14 protein-coding genes are annotated in these 16,390 nt (G+C 68.4%); 3 read left to right on the forward strand and 11 right to left on the reverse strand.

Features of this window, described 5'->3' with window-relative positions; all coding sequences use genetic code 11:
• Positions 1-10 precede the first annotated feature (10 nt).
• The 7 genes from ACZ7L6_RS08340 to ACZ7L6_RS08370 form a co-directional block, all read right to left on the reverse strand.
• On the reverse strand, positions 11-343 hold the full coding sequence (locus ACZ7L6_RS08340; RefSeq protein ID WP_471921196.1) for a putative quinol monooxygenase: 333 nt from the start codon (positions 341-343) through the stop codon (positions 11-13).
• A gap of 23 nt (positions 344-366) precedes the next feature.
• Complete coding sequence (locus ACZ7L6_RS08345) at positions 367-1,446, reverse strand: ABC transporter ATP-binding protein (protein ID WP_471921197.1); 1,080 nt, start codon at positions 1,444-1,446, stop codon at positions 367-369.
• A gap of 1 nt (position 1,447) precedes the next feature.
• On the reverse strand, positions 1,448-2,536 hold the full coding sequence (locus ACZ7L6_RS08350; RefSeq protein ID WP_471921198.1) for an ABC transporter ATP-binding protein: 1,089 nt from the start codon (positions 2,534-2,536) through the stop codon (positions 1,448-1,450).
• Positions 2,533-3,378, reverse strand: a complete 846-nt coding sequence (locus ACZ7L6_RS08355) for a carbohydrate ABC transporter permease (RefSeq protein WP_471921199.1) — start codon at positions 3,376-3,378, stop codon at positions 2,533-2,535. Before ACZ7L6_RS08355 ends, ACZ7L6_RS08350 begins: the two co-directional genes overlap by 4 nt.
• The gene (locus ACZ7L6_RS08360; RefSeq protein ID WP_471921200.1) at positions 3,375-4,253 is read right to left on the reverse strand and encodes a carbohydrate ABC transporter permease; all 879 of its coding nucleotides are present in this window, start codon (positions 4,251-4,253) and stop codon (positions 3,375-3,377) included. The genes ACZ7L6_RS08355 and ACZ7L6_RS08360 overlap by 4 nt, the downstream gene beginning before the upstream one ends.
• Positions 4,254-4,334: 81 nt before the next feature.
• Positions 4,335-5,936, reverse strand: a complete 1,602-nt coding sequence (locus ACZ7L6_RS08365; protein WP_471921201.1) for an ABC transporter substrate-binding protein — start codon at positions 5,934-5,936, stop codon at positions 4,335-4,337.
• Positions 5,937-5,954: 18 nt separating this feature from the next.
• Positions 5,955-6,980, reverse strand: a complete 1,026-nt coding sequence (locus tag ACZ7L6_RS08370; RefSeq protein WP_471921202.1) for an NAD(P)-dependent alcohol dehydrogenase — start codon at positions 6,978-6,980, stop codon at positions 5,955-5,957.
• Positions 6,981-7,162: 182 nt separating this feature from the next.
• On the opposite strand from ACZ7L6_RS08370, the gene ACZ7L6_RS08375 reads away from it, so the two are divergent.
• The gene (locus ACZ7L6_RS08375) at positions 7,163-8,938 is read left to right on the forward strand and encodes a sigma-54-dependent Fis family transcriptional regulator (RefSeq protein ID WP_471921203.1); all 1,776 of its coding nucleotides are present in this window, start codon (positions 7,163-7,165) and stop codon (positions 8,936-8,938) included.
• 159 nt (positions 8,939-9,097) lie between these two features.
• On the opposite strand, the gene ACZ7L6_RS08380 is transcribed toward ACZ7L6_RS08375, so the two are convergent.
• Together ACZ7L6_RS08380 and ACZ7L6_RS08385 are read right to left on the reverse strand one after the other, a co-directional pair.
• Positions 9,098-10,714 (reverse strand): sodium/solute symporter, encoded by a 1,617-nt coding sequence (locus tag ACZ7L6_RS08380; RefSeq protein WP_471921204.1) that lies wholly within the window; start codon positions 10,712-10,714, stop codon positions 9,098-9,100.
• The gene (locus tag ACZ7L6_RS08385) at positions 10,711-11,199 is read right to left on the reverse strand and encodes a DUF485 domain-containing protein (protein ID WP_471921205.1); all 489 of its coding nucleotides are present in this window, start codon (positions 11,197-11,199) and stop codon (positions 10,711-10,713) included. Before ACZ7L6_RS08385 ends, ACZ7L6_RS08380 begins: the two co-directional genes overlap by 4 nt.
• A 263-nt stretch (positions 11,200-11,462) precedes the next feature.
• On the opposite strand from ACZ7L6_RS08385, the gene ACZ7L6_RS08390 reads away from it, so the two are divergent.
• Positions 11,463-11,855, forward strand: a complete 393-nt coding sequence (locus tag ACZ7L6_RS08390) for a VOC family protein (RefSeq protein ID WP_471921206.1) — start codon at positions 11,463-11,465, stop codon at positions 11,853-11,855.
• Positions 11,856-11,981: 126 nt separating this feature from the next.
• Here ACZ7L6_RS08390 and katG read toward each other — a convergent pair whose 3' ends face one another.
• Both katG and ACZ7L6_RS08400 read right to left on the reverse strand, forming a co-directional pair.
• A complete protein-coding gene (katG, locus tag ACZ7L6_RS08395) occupies positions 11,982-14,171 on the reverse strand; it encodes a catalase/peroxidase HPI (protein ID WP_471921207.1) in 2,190 nt (729 codons plus the stop codon).
• A gap of 569 nt (positions 14,172-14,740) precedes the next feature.
• Positions 14,741-14,977: a hypothetical protein gene (locus ACZ7L6_RS08400; RefSeq protein WP_471921208.1), complete on the reverse strand. Its 237-nt coding sequence runs from the start codon at positions 14,975-14,977 to the stop codon at positions 14,741-14,743.
• Positions 14,978-15,120: 143 nt separating this feature from the next.
• Here ACZ7L6_RS08400 and ACZ7L6_RS08405 point away from each other — a divergent pair, with 143 nt between their 5' ends.
• Complete coding sequence (locus tag ACZ7L6_RS08405) at positions 15,121-16,242, forward strand: acyl-CoA dehydrogenase family protein (protein WP_471921209.1); 1,122 nt, start codon at positions 15,121-15,123, stop codon at positions 16,240-16,242.
• Positions 16,243-16,390 lie beyond the last annotated feature (148 nt).

A 16,390-nucleotide genomic window follows, 5' to 3' on the forward strand; every position in this document is an offset into this window, starting at 1 on the left:
CCAGGCCCTGCTACTCCTGGTCGGCAACCGCCATCTCGCCCAGCAGCGACCAGTCGTGCTGCGGAACGGTCGCGTTGACGATGCGCGGCGTCTCGACCAGATGGGGCGGCAGCGTCTGCTGCGCGGCCTTGAAATGCGCGGACTGCACGTGCGCGGCCCCGGCCTCGTCGTCGCGGAAGGCCTCGACCAGGACGTACTCCGTCGGGTCCGCCACACTGCGCGACCAGTCGAACCACAGGCAGCCGGGTTCGGCGCGCGTGGCCCGGGTGAAGTCAGCCGTGATCTCGGGCCAGCGGTCGGCGTGCTCGGGACGGACTCGGAACTTGGCGGTGATGAAGATCATCGGGATTCCTTTGATGAAGGTCATTACGACTGGAGTACCAACTGACCGTCCGCGTAAGGAAGGACCTTGGCGCGCGGCAGATGGACCAGGACCTCCTCGCACGCCGGGACTCCCTCCTCCCGAGGCGTCTTGGTCCTCAAGAGCTGCCCGGCCACCTCCACCTCGAGCACGCGGTGCGCGCCATGATCCGTGACGCCCCGCAGCCTGCCGGGGAAGGTGTTGGGACCGGGATCCGTGACGATCTTGACATACTCGGGCCGGACGCCCACCTGGACTTCGCTCGTGCCGTGCGGGATGTCCCAGGCGGCGGACAGCGTCCGGCCACCCAGCGCGAGGGATCCGTCGCCGTGGCCCACGACCAGGAAGTTCATCGCCGGTGAGCCGATGAAGTAGCCGACGTAGCTGGACGAGGGAGCTTCGAAGAGCTGCTCCGGCGTGCCCTGCTGCACGGCACGGCCGTCCTTCATCACCAGCACTTCCTGCGCGAAGCTCATCGCCTCGTACTGATCGTGCGTCACATAGATCACGGTAGGCCTGAACTGCTCGGTGATCTCCCGGACCTTGCGCCGCAGCAGGTGCTTCAGCTGCGGGTCGATGACGGTGAGCGGCTCGTCCATCAGTACGGCCGCGACGTCGTCCCGGACCAGGCCGCGGCCGAGGGAGATCAGCTGCTTGTCGTCGGCGGTGAGCCCGCGGGCGGGCTGCCTCAGCCGGCCGTGCAGGTCCAGTGCCTCGGCGACCTGCCGGACCTTGGCGTCGATCCTCGCCCGGTCCCAGCCTCGGCACTGCAGCGGGAAGGCGAGGTTGTCGTAGACCGTCATCGACCTGTAGATGACGGGGAACTGGAAGACCTGGGCGATGTTGCGGGCCTTCGTGGGCAGGGCGGTGACGTCGGCCCCGTCGAACAGCACCCGCCCCTGGGACGGCCTGACCAGACCGGACAAGATGTTCAGCAGCGTCGTCTTGCCGCAGCCCGAGGGGCCGACCAGCGCGTACGTCCTGCCGGACTCGAAGGTCAGGTTCAGCGGCTTGAGAGCCCACCGCTCCTCTTCGACCCCCGGCGCGTAGGCGTGCCCGACGTCGACGATGTCCAACTGCGCCATGTCAACGCCCTTCCACTGAAGCGAGATCGTACGAGGGTGTCCGCACGAGCGTTCCGTGCTCGTCGAAGGCGAACAGCCGGTCTGGACGGAGCCGTAGTTCGACCAGGTCGCCGAGGGCGAGGTCGTGGATGCCCTCGATCTGTACGACGAAGGGGCTCTCGCCGACGACCACGTGGACGAAGGTCTCGGAACCGGAGATCTCCACGAAGGTGACCTCGCCCTCGACTCCGCCGGAGGCCAGGCCGACGTCCGTGGCGCGCAGTCCGAACTGGTAGGCCCCGTCGGGCAGATCGGCCAGGTGCGCGGAGACATGTGTGGCCTGGAAGCCGGCCACCGTCACCTGCCCGCCCTCGATCCGGCCCGCGAAGATGTTCATGGGCGGGTCGTTGATGATGGACGCCACCGTGGTGGTCGCCGGGCGTTCGAAGACCTCCTGCGGGGTGCCGGTCTGGAGGATCCGCCCCTCGTGCATGACCAGCACGACATCCCCGAGCATCATCGCCTCGGCGGGTTCGGTGGTCGTGTAGATGACGATCGTGTCCCCCCGGTCCGAGAAGAGGGTCTTGAATTCGTCGCGCAGTTGTTCCCGCAACTTGTAGTCCAGGTTCGCCAGCGGCTCGTCGAGCAGCAGCACGCCGGTACCGCGCGCCAGAGCGCGGGCCATCGCGACGCGCTGCTGCTGGCCGCCGGAGAGCTGGGACGGCTTGCGCCTCTCGAAGTCCGCGAGCCCGACACGCGCCAGGCTCTGCCGGACCCGTTGCTCGATCTCCTCCCGCGACAGCCCGGCCCGCTTCAGCGGAAAGGCCACATTGCGGAACACGTCGAGATGCGGGTAGTTGATGAACTGCTGGTAGACCATGGCGGTGTCGCGCCGCCAGACCGGTGTCTTCAGGAAGTCCGCGCCCGCCCTCGTCAGGGAGCCGGAATCCACCTTCTGCAAGCCGGCCAGGACCCGCAGCAGCGTCGTCTTTCCGGCCATGGTCCGGCCGATGACGGTGTGGAGCCGCCCCGGTCGGAAGGTGGCGGTCACGTTCTTGAGGTGGTCGACGCCGTCGACGCTCAGGCACAGATCAGTGGCGGTCAGGTTCATCGGACGGCTCCCGACAGGTTCCCCTTGGACAGATAGCGCTCCACCCAGATGGCGAGCAGGACCAGCGGTGTCACACCGAAGAGCGCGGCGGCGGACAGCGTCCACCACGGCGGAATGGAGGAGTTGAGGGCGACGACCGCCTGGGGCAGGGTCTGGACCTCGGTGAAGGTCAGCCGGAAGGCGAAGAAGAAGTCGTTCCAGCCGAACACGGCGCAGAACATCGCCGCCACAGTCAGCCCGGGCAGGGAGTTCGGCAGGATCGCCCGGACGAAGGTCTGGAACGGGCCGCAGCCGTCCAGCATCGCCATCTCGTCGATCTCCCGCGGGATGCCGTTGAAGAAGTCCACCATCACCCAGACCGCGATGGGCAGCAGCAGGGCGACCGTCACGATGACCAGGCCGGGGATGCTGTCCAGGAGGCCGCCCCACTGCAGCAGGTAGAAGAAGGGGATCACCAGCACGACCGGCGGCATGATCCGTTGGGAGACGAAGAAGAAGACGATGTCGCTGTTCTTGATGAAGCCCAGCCTGAAGCGGTAGCGGGACAGTGCGTAGGCGGCCAGAGATCCCAGGGCCAGGCTGATGGCGGATGCGGCGATGGTGACGATCGCGCTGTTGACGAAGGGACGGATCACATCGACACCGCCGGCTCCGCCGAAGATGTTGCGCCAGCCGGTGAGGGTGGGCTCGTACTGCGCCCAGGGGAGGTAAGTGGGACCGCCCTGGACCGCGTTGGCGTTCTTGAAGCTGGTCGTCATCGCCCAGAAGAACGGTCCCGCGACGAAGCAGGCCCACAGTGCGATCACGGTGTACTTGAACACGGGATAAAGGCGTGACCTCATGAGGCCCCCTTCAGCTTGAAGGCCCTGGTGAGCAGGGCGGCGACGACCGTGAGCGTCACGCTCATCAGCACCAGGTAGAGCAGGGACATCGCGCCGCTGTATCCGGTCTGCTGGTCCCTGAGCCCCTGGATGTAGAGGTAGTAGCCCGGGGTTTCCGTGGAGGAGCCCGGCCCGCCGGAGGTCAGTACATAGACGCTGTCGGAGAGCTTGGACGCCTCGATCAGCCGGATGACGACCGCCGCGACCGAGACCGGCGCCATCAGCGGGAAGGTCACCTTCCAGAAGGTGCGCCAGATGCCCGCGCCGTCGATCGCGGCGGCCATGAACGGCTCCTTCGGCAGGCTCAGCAGACCAGCGAGCAGCAACAGGAACATGAAGGGCGTCCACTGCCAGACCTCGACCGTCATCAGCGCGATCAGCGCAGGCCCGGACTCGGTGAGCCAGGGGATCCGGGTCAGGCCCAGCACGTCCAGCAGATCGTTCGCCGGCCCCAGCGACTCATGGAAGATCGTCTGCCAGATGGCGGCCATCACCACGGGCGTGGTCATCATGGGGACGAGGAACAGCACCCGCCAGAATCTGCGGCCGCGTACCTCGCGCCAGACCAGCAGGGCCATGCCGAACCCGATGACGTACTGGATCAGGACCGTGCCGCCCGCCAGCAGGACCAGCCGGGTGATGGACGCCCAGAAGCGTCTGTCGTGCAGCACGGCGGTGTAGTTGGCCCCTCCGATGAAGTCCATGGAGGGGTTGCTGACGTTCCAGCCCGAGAAGCTGACGCGGATGGTGAACAGAAGCGGGAAAATGATGATCAGAAAGAGAGTGAGCAGTCCCGGCAGAAGGAACATGCTCTTGTGCCGGCGCAGGCCGTCCATGGTTCTCCTTGCGGAAGGGGGCGGGCGCCCCCGGGTGGCCGGCCGGTCCGGTCCGGCCACCCGAGGCGTCCTGCGGTCGGATCAGGAGTTGTCCTCGAGCGCGACCACGTCGCGATAGGCGCGCTGGACCTTGTCCTTGCCTATCTGGCCGGTGATCTTGGACCACTCCCGGGCCACGCCGTCCAGCGCCCGCTGCGGCGACTCCTGACCGGCCACGGCCGACGCGACGCCGTTGGCCAACGCGGACATGTACTGGTTGACACCGGGAACGCGCAGGTCGAAGACGCGGTTGCGGCTCTTCTCCATGCCGGAGAGCGTCAGCACGTACGACTCGGCGACCTCCTTGTCCCAGCCCTGCTCCTGCCAGAACATCGGGTCGAAGTGGGCGTAGCGGTACGGGTTGACCCCGAACCGGCCGATGGTCAGGTCGAGGGCGGTGTTGGCCTCGTTGCTGAAGAAGCACAGGTAGTCGAAGGCCATCTGCTGGTGGCTGGAAGCCTTGGCCACCGCCGAGGTCCATCCCCACGTGAAGTAGGGCGCCTGGTTGGCCTTCTTGTCCCACGACTTCGTGGTGCGGTTGTAGACCTCCGAGGAACCCGGCAGCGGCGCCGCCTGAACCTGGTTGCGGATCCTGCTGTCCGGCTGCTGGGCCTGGATGAAAGCGTCGTCCCACGAGTACGACATCAGTGTCTGCCCGCCTCCGAAGGAGAAGATCTCGTCTCCCAGGCCGAAGTTGGCGCCGCCCGGTGCCCAGGTGGACTTGGCCTTCACCATGTCGTCCAGGGCGCGGACGAAGCCGGGCGTGTTGATCAGCGGCTCCATGGTCTCGACGTCGAAGAAGACACCGCCCTTGACGTCCGGGTTCTTCACGTACGGCGCGGCCCGGCTGATGAACGCGGAGAACGTCAGGTCGTCGCGCTTGGTCACCTCGGCACTGCCGTAGTTGCGCTTGCCGTCACCGTCGAGGTCCTTGCCGCTGAAGAACTCGGCTGTCTGCTGGTATTCGGCCCAGGTCTTGGGGACTTGCAGGTCCTTGCCCGTGGCCTGCTGGTAGGCCGCCTTCCACTTCGGGTCCTTCAGCACATCGGTGCGGACCTTGAGGTAGTGCCGGTCACCGTCCACCGGGTACTGCACGACCTCCCCGTTCCAGGTCGCCACGTCCATGTAGGCCTGGGTGACGTCCTTCATGCCGGGCGTGTCGAGGTACTCCTGCGGTACCGGTGCCAGATACGGGGCCATGTCGCCGATCCACAGGGACGGGTAGAACATGACGTCGTACGCCGGCTGGCCCGCCTGAAGGGGCGTCAGGATTTTCTGGTGCAGCTCGCCGAAGGGGACGTTGACGACCTCGACCTTCCCGCCGGTGATGTCCTCGAACTGCTTGGCGTGCAGCTGGGTCGGCTCGCCGATGACGGGAACGGCGTGGCTGATGATCTTGAGTGTCTGGCCGGAGTAGTCCTTGCGGCTGATCGATTCGTAGCTGCAGGGCCCGGGGACGTCCTTGACCTTCGTGGCGGGGTAGTCCTTGCCGTACTTCTGGTAGCTGATCACCGAGCCGGGCTGGAAGAGCCCGGCCTTCTCCTTGGGCTTCTGCTGCGCCTGGTTCTGGGCGGTGCACGCGGTGGCGGTCAGGGCCGCGACGGCCGCGACGGCGACCAGGGCCCGGTACGGTCTGCTGCGCATGGGGCTTCTCCTGCGGTGTCAGGGGACCAAGATCGCTCGGCCGCGTACGGCCCCGGCGTCCAGGTCGTCGAGGGCCTGCTGGAAGGAGGCGAGGGGGTAGCGCTGGGTGTGCAGGGTGACCTTGTCCTGGGCCGCCAGGACCATCAGCTCGGAGAGGTCGTTGTAGGAGCCCACGAGGTTCCCGATGAAGTTGATCTCCGTGGAGATGACGTCGATCGTCGGCACGTGGAGGTGGCCGCCGTAGCCGATGACGTAGTAGTTGCCGTTGCGGCGCAGGCAGGCCACGCCCGTCTCGACGGCACCTCCCTCACCGACGAAGTCCAGGACGGCCTCCGCCCCGTGCCCCGAGGTGAGGTCCCGTACGCGGTCGGCTTCGGTTCCGTCGGCGACGAGCGTGTGGTCGGCGCCCAGCTCCTTGGCCAGCGCCAGGGCATCCGTGCTGCGGTCGATGACGATCATCTCGGCCGGCGACAGGGCCCGCAGCACCTGAATTCCGATGTGTCCGAGGCCGCCGGCGCCGATGACCACGGCCCGGTCGCCCGGCCGCAGCACGCGGGCCGCCTTGGCGACGGCGTGGTACGCCGTCAGCCCGGCGTCGGCCAGGGCCGCCACCGAGGCCGGCTCCAGGGACGGGGCGAGGGGCACCACCGAGCGGGCGCTGGTCTTGAGGTACTCGGCGTAACCCCCGTCGGCGTCGATGCCGGGGAAGGCCGAGTTCATGCAGTGCACGTCGTCCCCGGCCCGGCAGGCGCGGCACAGACCGCACGTCGACAGCGGGTGCAGGATGACCGGGTCACCGACCTGGACATGAGTGACGGACCGGCCGACCTCCGCGACCCAGCCGGCGTTCTCGTGGCCGATCGTGTACGGCAGGCTGACCCCGCTCTTGTCCTTCCACTGTCCTTCGAGGATGTGCAGATCGGTCCGGCACACTCCGGCGCCCCCGATCTTCACGATCACATCGAGCGGGCCGGTGATCTGCGGATCGGGCACGTCCACGAGCACGGGCGGCTCGTCGTACTCGATGACCTGCACGGCTTTCATGGCGGCTCCCTGCGAGTCGGCGGGTGGGTGGTGCGCCGATTACACAGGCCGCCGTTCGCAGGCCGATGTCTCAGAAATCGTCCGTGGATGTCTCAATGTGATACACGCCGTAGGCGCCACGCCGTCGGGCTGGTCCAATCACTGCATTGAGGGAACATGACGAGCGCAGTACGGGAGTGTTAATGCCCCGCCACCAGCCAGGAAGCTCGCTGAGAGCCGCCAGAGAGCTCTACCTCGAAGTCACCAAGGACCCCAGCGCCCGGCCGCTCGTGGTGGCCTCGTGGCAGCGCTCGTTGGAGCACAAGGTGAAGTCGGGCAGCCTCGACGCTCCGTACCTCGACAACCCCAATCTCGACAGCCCACTCGCCAGGGCGGCGCTGCCGATCCTGGACCGGCTGCACGAGCAGCTCGCCGACGACCCGGTGTCCATGATGATCACGGACCGCAACGGGGTGGTGCTCTCCCGGAAGGTCTCCCACGAGGGGCTGACGACGAACCTCAACCGCGTGCGGCTGGCCCCGGGCCATGTGTTCGCCGAGCGCTACGTGGGCACCAACGGCATCGGGACCGCGCTGGCCAGCGGCCGACCGGTCATGATCGCCGGAATGGAGCACTACGTCGAGGCGTTGCGCGACTTCCACTGCGCGGCCGTACCGATCCTGCATCCCACCCGGCGCACGCTGCTGGGGGCCTTCAACCTCACCACCATCCGTCAGGGCTCCGACGGCATGCTGATGGCCTTCGCCCGCTCGGTCGCGGCCCAGATCGAGGGTGAGATCGAGGCGATCACCTCCCGGCGCGAGCGGGCCCTGTTCCATGACTACATGGAGGCGTGCTCCTCGGTGCGTCCGGGCCCTGTGCTGGCCCTGAACCGCGATGTCGTCATGATGAACGAGCAGCTCAGCATGGCGGTGACCGGGCCGGATCACTACGCGCTGCTCGATCACGCCCGCGAGATCGCCGACAGCCCCCGCACGGAGGGGACGCGCAGCCTCGCCCTTCCCTCCGGACGGGTCGCCGAACTCAGGATCAGTCGCTGTCGGCGCGAGGACAGCGACGCGGGCGCCGTCTTCAGAGTCCGGCTGATCGGACGCCCGCAGCCGGGACCCGCGGTTTCCGCCGTGCCCGCCCGGTCCGGTCTGGCCCTGGTGGGCTCGTCCCCGAACTGGCTGCGCGCGGTCGCCGACAGCCAGGCGGCGTTCGTCGCGGGGACGTCGCTGCACCTCCTGGGCGAGGCCGGTGTCGGCAAGAGGACGCTGGTCGAGGCCCTGCACCGGGCCCACGGCGCCGGACGCCGACTGGAGATGACGCAGCCGCCGCTGTCCGATGCGCCGGCCGTCACCGAGGGCTGGCTGCACGACATCGGAGAGCTGCTCGCCGTGCCGTCCAACGTTCTTGTCGTGCGCGACGTCCACCTGCTGGGCGACGGGCTGCGGCAGCGGCTGAGGAACCTGCTGACGGACCTGGACGGCACCGGCACCGGGCAACTGGTCCTGACCGGCCAGCCCTCGATGGTCAGCACCGATGACCAGCTCTGCGGTGCCCTGGTGGAGGTGCCGCCCCTGCGCCATCGCCCCGGGGACATCGAGCACCTGGCGCGGTTCTTCCTGCGCAAGTACCGGCCGAGCGGTGAAAGCGGGTTCGCCCCGGACGCCCTGACCATGCTGCAGCGATGCCCCTGGCCGGAGAACGTCCGGCAGCTCGAGTCGGTGATGCGCGGGCTGGCGCGGCGGCCCTCCGGCCCGATGATCCATGCCGAAGACCTCCCGCCGGAATGCCGGGTGTCCTCGCACAAGGTCCTGACCACCATCGAGGCGCTGGAACGCGACGCCATCCTGCGCGGATTGATGGACCACAACTTCAACGTCCAGCGCACCGCGCAGGACCTCGGTATCTCCCGGGCCACGATGTACCGCAAGATGCGCCGTTACGGCATCGTCCCGTCGACCCTGACCTGACGGGCTGTCTTTGGGGCGTCGGGCGGCCCTGAGGTGCGGCGCTCTCGATGTCGCCGTCGGGGGCGTGCAGACCGCGTGGAGATGACGGCACCTGGGCCACGGGGCGGGCTACGGCTGCGGCAGCGAAGCCGCCCGCGTAGCCCGCCCGCGCAGCCGTCGTCATTCGGCTGCGGCGAGCAGCCGTGCTTCGCTCTCCTCGTACAGCCGCCGGCTCTCAAGGCTTTCGGCGGTGCGGTGCCGGCGGTCCAGGCGGCTGCCCAGCCAGCCCATCAGGTAGCCGAACGGGACGGAGACCAGTCCGGTGGACTGCATCGGGAACAGGGCGAAGTCGGCGTCGGGGAAGAGGGCGGACGGCGTGCCCGAAACGGCCTCGGAGAGGACCAGCAGCACCAGTGCGCAGGCCGCGCCGCCGTAAAGGGTCGCGAGCAGGCCGGTGCGCGTGAATCCCCGCCAGAACAGGGAGTAGGTGAGCGCGGGTGCCACCGCCGATGCCCCGATGCAGATGGCCAGCGTGGTGAGCACGCCGACATTCCAGTTCTGGACGAGGGTGGCGAGGCCGATGGCGACGGTTCCCACGACCACGCTCGTCCACACCGCCACCGTCATCTCCGTACGCGGCTCCGCCTGCCCCCGCCGTGCCACATGGGCGAACAGGTCGTGGGCGAGCGACGACGCCGCGGCCAGGGTCATTCCCGCGACCGACGACAGCAGGGTGATGAAGACCATGCCCGCCACGGCCGAGTAGAGAATCGTCGTGCCCGTGGATCCGGACGCCCCGCCGAGTGCCTGCGACAGCATGAGCACCGACGTCCTGCCGTGCGGGTCGGCCGCGACGATGGACTGCGAGCCGACCAGAGCCGCCGCGCCCGTACCCATGATGATCACGAGCAGGCAGAACGTGGTGACCGTGCCGACCGCCCACGACATGGAGCGGCGCACGGCCGGCACGTCCTGCGCGGAGAAGAGACGCATCGTGATGTGGGGCAGGCAGGCGACGCCGAGGACCACGGTGAGCTGGAACCCGATGAAGTCCAGCCGCTCACCGGCCGAGGCGCCCAGCTGAAGGCCCTGCTGGAGGAAGGCGGGGCCGGCGCCGCTGCCCTGCTGGGCGGCCCTGAGCATGTCGCCGAAGCTCCAGTCGAAGCGGTTCAGCACCAGGACGGCGACGACAGCGCTGGTGGCGAGCAGGAACACGATCTTGACCATCTGAACGAGCGCGGTGCCTCGCATACCGCCGAGCGCCGCGTAGATGATCATCAGGCTGCCGACCATGACGATGCTGCCCGTCCTGGCGCCCGCCACGTGCGGGAGGTCCAGGATGAAGGTGAGCAGCGACCCGGCCCCGGACAGCTGGACGATCAGAAAGGGCACGGTCGCCGAGAGCGTCACCACGCAGGCCGCCACCCGTACGGCCCGTCCGGGCATGTTGCGGGCCAGAACGTCACCCATGGTGAACTGCCCGGCGTTGCGCAGCGGTTCGGCCAGCAGGAACATCAGCAGCACCAGCGACAAGGCGGTGCTGACGGCGAGGACATAGCCGTCGTATCCGGTGAGCGCGACGATGCCGGTCGTGCTCAGCACGGTGGCCGCGGAGATGTAGTCGCCCGCGATGGCCAGGCCGTTCTTGAACGGGGTGAGCGAGCGGTAGCCGGTGTAGAAGTTCGTCAGGTCGTCGCGGTCCGGCCCCGCCATCACGCACATGAGCAGCGTGAGGGTGACCAGAACGGTGAACAGGAGAAGGACGCCGGCCTGCGTCCCGGCGCTGAAGTCGTTCATCTCGCCACCCCGGCGTTTCTGCCGGCGCTGACCGCCTGCTCCCTGACGGCGCGGGCCAGCGGATCCACAGAGCGTCGTGCGCTGCGTCCGTACCAGAAGACCGCGAGGAAGGTGACGACGAGTTGGAGGACCCCGAGCGCCATGCCCAGGCTCAGCTCGCCGGCGATCTTGGACCCCATCATGTCCGGGGCGCCGCAGGACAGCACGACGTACACCACGAAGGAGCCGAGCGCGGTGAGCGTGGAGACTCGGCGGAGCAGGCGGTATGCCGAGCGGAGGGCGGCGAGGTCGGCGCTGTGCCGAGGAGCCTCCTGCGCGTACGGCTCGTCCCAAGTGGCCTGCCCGTACGGGTCGTAGCGAGGGACGTCGTAGCGCGGGACGTCGTGGCGAGGGGCGCCGTACCCGTACGACTGGGGATCGGTGTGCGGCCGGTGCCATCCCGGGGACGCTGATGGCGGATACCGGTTCTCGTCGGGGTATGTCATCGCCTTGCCTTCCACTGCAGCTCGGATCCGTGGAGGTGAACGGGGAGAAATGGCTCAGCGGCGCACCATACCGACTGGTTGGGATGCCTGTAAGTAGGCGGCGGATCACGTTTCGGGGTCGATGAGGATGCGGCGGTGATCGCTTCGTGAGGGTGAAGGCGGACGACCATCCGGTCGTGGCCCGCGTGGCGTGCGTTCGACGCCGGTGCGTGTGGTGTGCCCTGAGAGCTTGGGACGGCTCACCCGTGAAGGAGACACACGGCATGTTCGGACAGTCGCAGGCGTTCAGTGGCTTCGCGGTCGACGACCTCGACAAGGCCCGCCGGTTCTACGGTGAGACCCTCGGTCTCCAGGTGGAGGAGCAGGGGCAGGGGGACATGCGGATGCTGACCCTCACCCTCGGCAGCGGTGCGCGTGTGTTCGTCTACCCGAAGGAGACGCACACCCCCGCGACGTTCACGATCCTCAACTTCCCCGTGGACGACATCGAGGCCGCCGTCGGCGAACTGGAGCGGCGCGGCGTGGACCTTGAGCGCTATCCCGGATTCGACCACGACGAGAAGGGCATCGTCCGGGTCGGCAACGGCGGCCCTGCGGCGATCGCGTGGTTCACCGACCCCGCCGGGAACGTGCTCGCCGTGCTCCAGGAGAGCTGACGGGCGGCGCCAGAGGGCGCCCTGGGCGGCGGGCACGCGTGCCGTGGGTGAGGGCGCGTGCCCACCGGGGGAGTGCCGCGGGGCCTGTGAGCGATCCGCGGCACCGTCCCGACCGGGGCATCGGGTTCAGGAGAGGTCGAACCGATCGAGGTTCATCACCTTGTTCCACGCGGCCACGAAGTCACGTACGAACTTCTCTCCCGCGTCCTGGGACGCGTAGACTTCCGAGACGGCTCGGAGCTGGGAGTGCGAACCGAAGATGAGGTCGACCGCGGTGGCGCTCCACTTGAGCTCGCCCGTGGCACGATCCCGGCCTTCGAAGACGTTCTCGTCCGAAGTCGACGCCTTCCACTCCGTGCCCATGTCGAGCAGGTTGACGAAGAAGTCGGTGGTCAATGTCTCCGGCCGGTGCGTGAAGACCCCGTGGGCGGATCCCTTGAAGCCGGTGTTCAGCACTCGCATGCCGCCGATCAGCACCGTCATCTCGGGAGCGGTCAGCGTCAACAGGTTGGCGCGGTCCAGCAGGAGGGTCTCCGGCGACAGCTTCTCTCCCGCCCGCAGGTAGTTGCGGAAGCCGTCGGCCCTGGGTTCGAGCACGGCGAACGACTCCACGTCGGTCTGCTCCTGCGACGCGTCCGTGCGCCCCGGCGCGAACGGGACCGTGATGTCGTACCCGGCGTTCTTCGCGGCTTGCTCGACGGCCGCGCATCCGCCCAGGACGATCAGGTCGGCGAGCGAGACCTGCGTTCCGCCGGCATGGGAGAGGTTGAAGTCCTGCTGGATCTGCTCCAGCTTCTGCAACGCCTCGGCCACCTCGGGCAGGTGGTTGACCTCCCAGTCCCTTTGCGGCGCGAGCCGGATCCGTGCCCCGTTGGCCCCGCCGCGCTTGTCGGTGCCGCGGAAGCTCGCCGCCGACGCCCAGGCGGTGGTGACCAGCTGGGAGACGGACAGTCCCGAGGCGACGATCCGGCTCTTGAGGGCGGCGATGTCCGCGTCCCCGACGAGTTCGTGATCGGCCTCGGGGACGGGGTCCTGCCACAGCTGCGGCTCGGGCACCCACGGGCCGAGGTAGCGCGTGACGGGTCCCATGTCGCGGTGCAACAGCTTGTACCACGCCTTGGCGAACGCTTCCGCGAGCCGGTCCGGGTTCTCGTGGAAGCTCTTCGTGATCGGGCCGTAGACCGGATCCAGCTTCAGCGCGAGATCCGTCGTGAGCATCATGGGAGCGTGCCGCTTCGACGGATCATGGGCATCGGGCACCGTGTCCTTGGCCGACGGATCCGTGGGCGTCCACTGTTTGGCGCCGGCGGGGCTCGTCGTCAGCTCCCAGTCGTACCGGTACAGGTTGTCCAGGTACCCGTTGTCCCACCTGGTCGGTTCGGTGGTCCATGCGCCCTCGAGCCCACTGGTGAGCGTGTCGGCGCCCTTGCCGCTGCCGTAGGTGTTCCGCCAGCCGATGCCCTGCTGCTCGATGGGGGCGGCCTCGGGTTCCGGACCGATGTACGCGGGATCGACGGCGCCGTGGCACTTGCCGAATGTGTGGCCGCCGACGATGAGCGCGACCGTCTCCTCGTCGTTCATCGCCATGCGCCCGAATGTCTCGCGAATGTCCCGCGCGGCGGCCATCGGGTCCGGGTTGCCGTTGGGCCCCTCCGGATTGACGTAGATCAGTCCCATCTGCACGGCGCCGAAGGGAGTGGCGAGTTCCCTGTCGCCGCTGTAGCGCTCATCTCCGAGCCAGGTGTCCTCCGGCCCCCAGAAGATTTCCTCGGGTTCCCAGATGTCCTCTCGCCCGAAGCCGAACCCGAACGTCTTGAACCCCATTGATTCCATGGCACAGTTGCCGGCGAAGACCAGAAGGTCGGCCCAGGAGATTTTCTGGCCGTACTTCTGCTTGACCGGCCACAGCAAACGGCGCGCCTTGTCCAGGCTCGCGTTGTCCGGCCAGCTGTTGAGGGGGGCGAAGCGCTGAGCGCCGCTGCCGCCACCGCCGCGGCCGTCGGCGACCCGGTACGTGCCCGCGGCGTGCCAGCTCATCCGGATGAACAGCGGCCCGTAGTGGCCGTAGTCGGCAGGCCACCAGTCCTGCGACGCCGTCATCACCTCGAAGACGTCCCGCTTCAGCGCGTCGAGGTCGAGGGTCGCGAACTCTCTCGCGTAGTCGAAGTCCTCGTCCATCGGATTCGAGCGGGACGAGTGCTGGTGGAGAATCTGAAGGTCCAGCTGATTCGGCCACCAGTCCCGGTTTGTCTTGGGCCGAGTCGACGTGGGGGTCGGAGAGGCGATTGCTGGGTTTTCGCTTTCGCTGCCGGACACGTACGTCCTTCTTTCTGTCTCGGTGTTTCCACGCAGAATGCCGATGTTGGTGATGTGTCGGCGTCCGTATGGTCGCGCACCGCACACCGCACCGCTACGAAACACGCAGAGCGCCCCCGCATAACAAAGGCGCGAGAGGGAGGACGCTTTTCTGTTCCCGTGTTCCTCTGTCGACTTCCGCCACAAGCCGAAACCGCGGCCCGGGTATTCGATCGTCCACCGGCCTGCCCGCGGCGGCTCTTCGCCGACAGCCCGGCTCACTTCCGTGCTGGAGGCCGGGACGGGTCCCGGCCCACCATCGCTCTGTACGGGCGTGCGGCCTGGCTCTCGCACGCGTCCGGCGTGACGGTGTACAGCCTGGGCACGGACGGTGAGCATGGCCGGTGCACCGCCGATCCGCACGGGGACGGCGGGGTGAGCGTCACCTGGACGGAGGACGGCTACCCGACGGGCACCTTCGCCGTCTCCCTGGACCAGGAGCCCCGCCTGCTGTGGCAGCATGCCGGCTTCTGGAAGGCCGGCGGATCCGGCCACGCCGTCCTGGGCTTCCGAGAGGAGCCGGACGAGGACTACTCGCTGGCCGGTGTCGCCGTGACCGACGGGCGTGACCTGTGGGTGAAGGAGGTGCCGGACGGTGCCGTCTGGGCGATCGCGTCGGGCGGCGCACCCTTGGCCAAACTCGACGACGGCCGTTCGTCGTCCACGGCCGTACCGGACGAACGGTCAGGGCCGAGGCGGGAGTTGTCCCCGATCGCGTCAACTCCTACGCCGCGCTGGTCCACATCGACGCCGGAACAGAGGTCCACCACGCCGAACGCTGACTTGGGCTGCCTGACGGCGGACGCCGTCCGATCCAGGCCAGTGATTCCCGCACGCCCGACCGTAGTTGGGACACTTGGTGCGATGGCGAGGCGGGGAAGGAACCGCCCGGCAAGGCGAGAGGGACCTCATGACGCAGACGCCGTCGGAACTGGACCGGGTACTCGCCCTGGTGGCGCAGCGGCGGGCCGAGTTCGAGGAGAAGCGGTACATACCGCGCGATGTCGTCGCCGCGTTCAAGAAGGCGGGCATCTATCGCGCGAGCACCCCGAAGCAATTCGGCGGCGAGGCGCTGCCCCCGGCGGAATTCCTCCGTGTCATCGAGCGGATATCGGTCGTCGACGGCTCGGCCGGTTGGGTAGCCAGCTTCGCCTCATCCCTCATCTATCTCGCGGCGTTGCCACTCGCCACACAGGCCGAGCTCTACGCCGCCGGACCCGACGTGGTCTTCGCGGGCGGCCTGTTCCCCGTCCAGCCGGCCGAACGCCTGGACGGCGGCTACCGCGTCTCGGGGAGGTGGAGGTTCGCCAGCGGCTGCAAGGGCGCCGACGTCCTCGGCGTCGGCATCAAGGCGGGCGAGGACCGGGCCGGCCGGCCCCTCACGGCCGTACTGCGGCCCGACCAGGTGGAGATCGCCGAGAACTGGGACGTCATCGGTCTGCGCGGCACCGGCAGCCATGACCTGGTGGTCAACGGGGCGGTCGTACCGCAGGAGTGGACGTTCGTGCGGGGTGGCGCGCCCACCGTGGACGAGCCGCTCTACCGGTACCCGAGCGTCCCGTACGCCGCCCAGGTCCTGGCCGTCGTCGGCCTCGGAATCGCTCGAGCCGCCCTCGACCACGTCATCGCCCAGGGCGGCCGCTCCGGCTACACCGGCGCCCCCAAGCCCGCCGAACGCGCCACCTACCGCATCGCCCTCGGCCAGACCGAGGCCCAACTCCGGTCCGTCCGCGCCTTCTTCTACGAGATCACCGAAGAGGTCTGGTCGACGGTCGAACGGGGAGGCTCCGCGACCGCCGAACAGGCGAGTCTGCTCAGGCTCGCCTCCGCGCACGTCGCCAGGACCTCCTTCGAGGTGGTGCGGGTCGCGTACCAACTCGCGGGCATCCCCGCCATCGAGGACGGCGACCCCATGCAGCGCTACCTGCGGGACGCCTCGGTGGTGCCGCAGCACGCCTTCCTCCAGGAGAGCGTGTACGACGGCGCCGGTGCGGTCCTGACGGGCGTGCAGCCCTTCCCCGGCTACCCCTGAACCGACCGGAACCCCACGCCTACGGCCGTGCTGCCCAGCACGGCTCCGGTGCTCGGCTCGACCGGGCAGGGGCGTGCGCCGTGCATCAGTGAGCCCTGTGTGCGCCTCCATAGGGGTGGGTGAAAATGCGCCATGTCTCGGTCGGGTG

The organism is Streptomyces sp. NPDC107522 (assembly GCF_055657525.1).

What these genes read in the sequence shown, in the direction of transcription:
- ACZ7L6_RS08340 (WP_471921196.1), bottom strand. Translation starts at nt 343, where the DNA reads ATGATCTTCATCACCGCCAAGTTCCGAGTCCGTCCCGAGCACGCCGAC.
- ACZ7L6_RS08345 (WP_471921197.1), bottom strand. Translation starts at nt 1,446, where the DNA reads ATGGCGCAGTTGGACATCGTCGACGTCGGGCACGCCTACGCGCCGGGG.
- ACZ7L6_RS08350 (WP_471921198.1), bottom strand. Translation starts at nt 2,536, where the DNA reads ATGAACCTGACCGCCACTGATCTGTGCCTGAGCGTCGACGGCGTCGAC.
- ACZ7L6_RS08355 (WP_471921199.1), bottom strand. Translation starts at nt 3,378, where the DNA reads ATGAGGTCACGCCTTTATCCCGTGTTCAAGTACACCGTGATCGCACTG.
- ACZ7L6_RS08360 (WP_471921200.1), bottom strand. Translation starts at nt 4,253, where the DNA reads ATGGACGGCCTGCGCCGGCACAAGAGCATGTTCCTTCTGCCGGGACTG.
- ACZ7L6_RS08365 (WP_471921201.1), bottom strand. Translation starts at nt 5,936, where the DNA reads ATGCGCAGCAGACCGTACCGGGCCCTGGTCGCCGTCGCGGCCGTCGCG.
- ACZ7L6_RS08370 (WP_471921202.1), bottom strand. Translation starts at nt 6,980, where the DNA reads ATGAAAGCCGTGCAGGTCATCGAGTACGACGAGCCGCCCGTGCTCGTG.
- ACZ7L6_RS08375 (WP_471921203.1), top strand. Translation starts at nt 7,163, where the DNA reads ATGCCCCGCCACCAGCCAGGAAGCTCGCTGAGAGCCGCCAGAGAGCTC.
- ACZ7L6_RS08380 (WP_471921204.1), bottom strand. Translation starts at nt 10,714, where the DNA reads ATGAACGACTTCAGCGCCGGGACGCAGGCCGGCGTCCTTCTCCTGTTC.
- ACZ7L6_RS08385 (WP_471921205.1), bottom strand. Translation starts at nt 11,199, where the DNA reads ATGACATACCCCGACGAGAACCGGTATCCGCCATCAGCGTCCCCGGGA.
- ACZ7L6_RS08390 (WP_471921206.1), top strand. Translation starts at nt 11,463, where the DNA reads ATGTTCGGACAGTCGCAGGCGTTCAGTGGCTTCGCGGTCGACGACCTC.
- ACZ7L6_RS08405 (WP_471921209.1), top strand. Translation starts at nt 15,121, where the DNA reads ATGACGCAGACGCCGTCGGAACTGGACCGGGTACTCGCCCTGGTGGCG.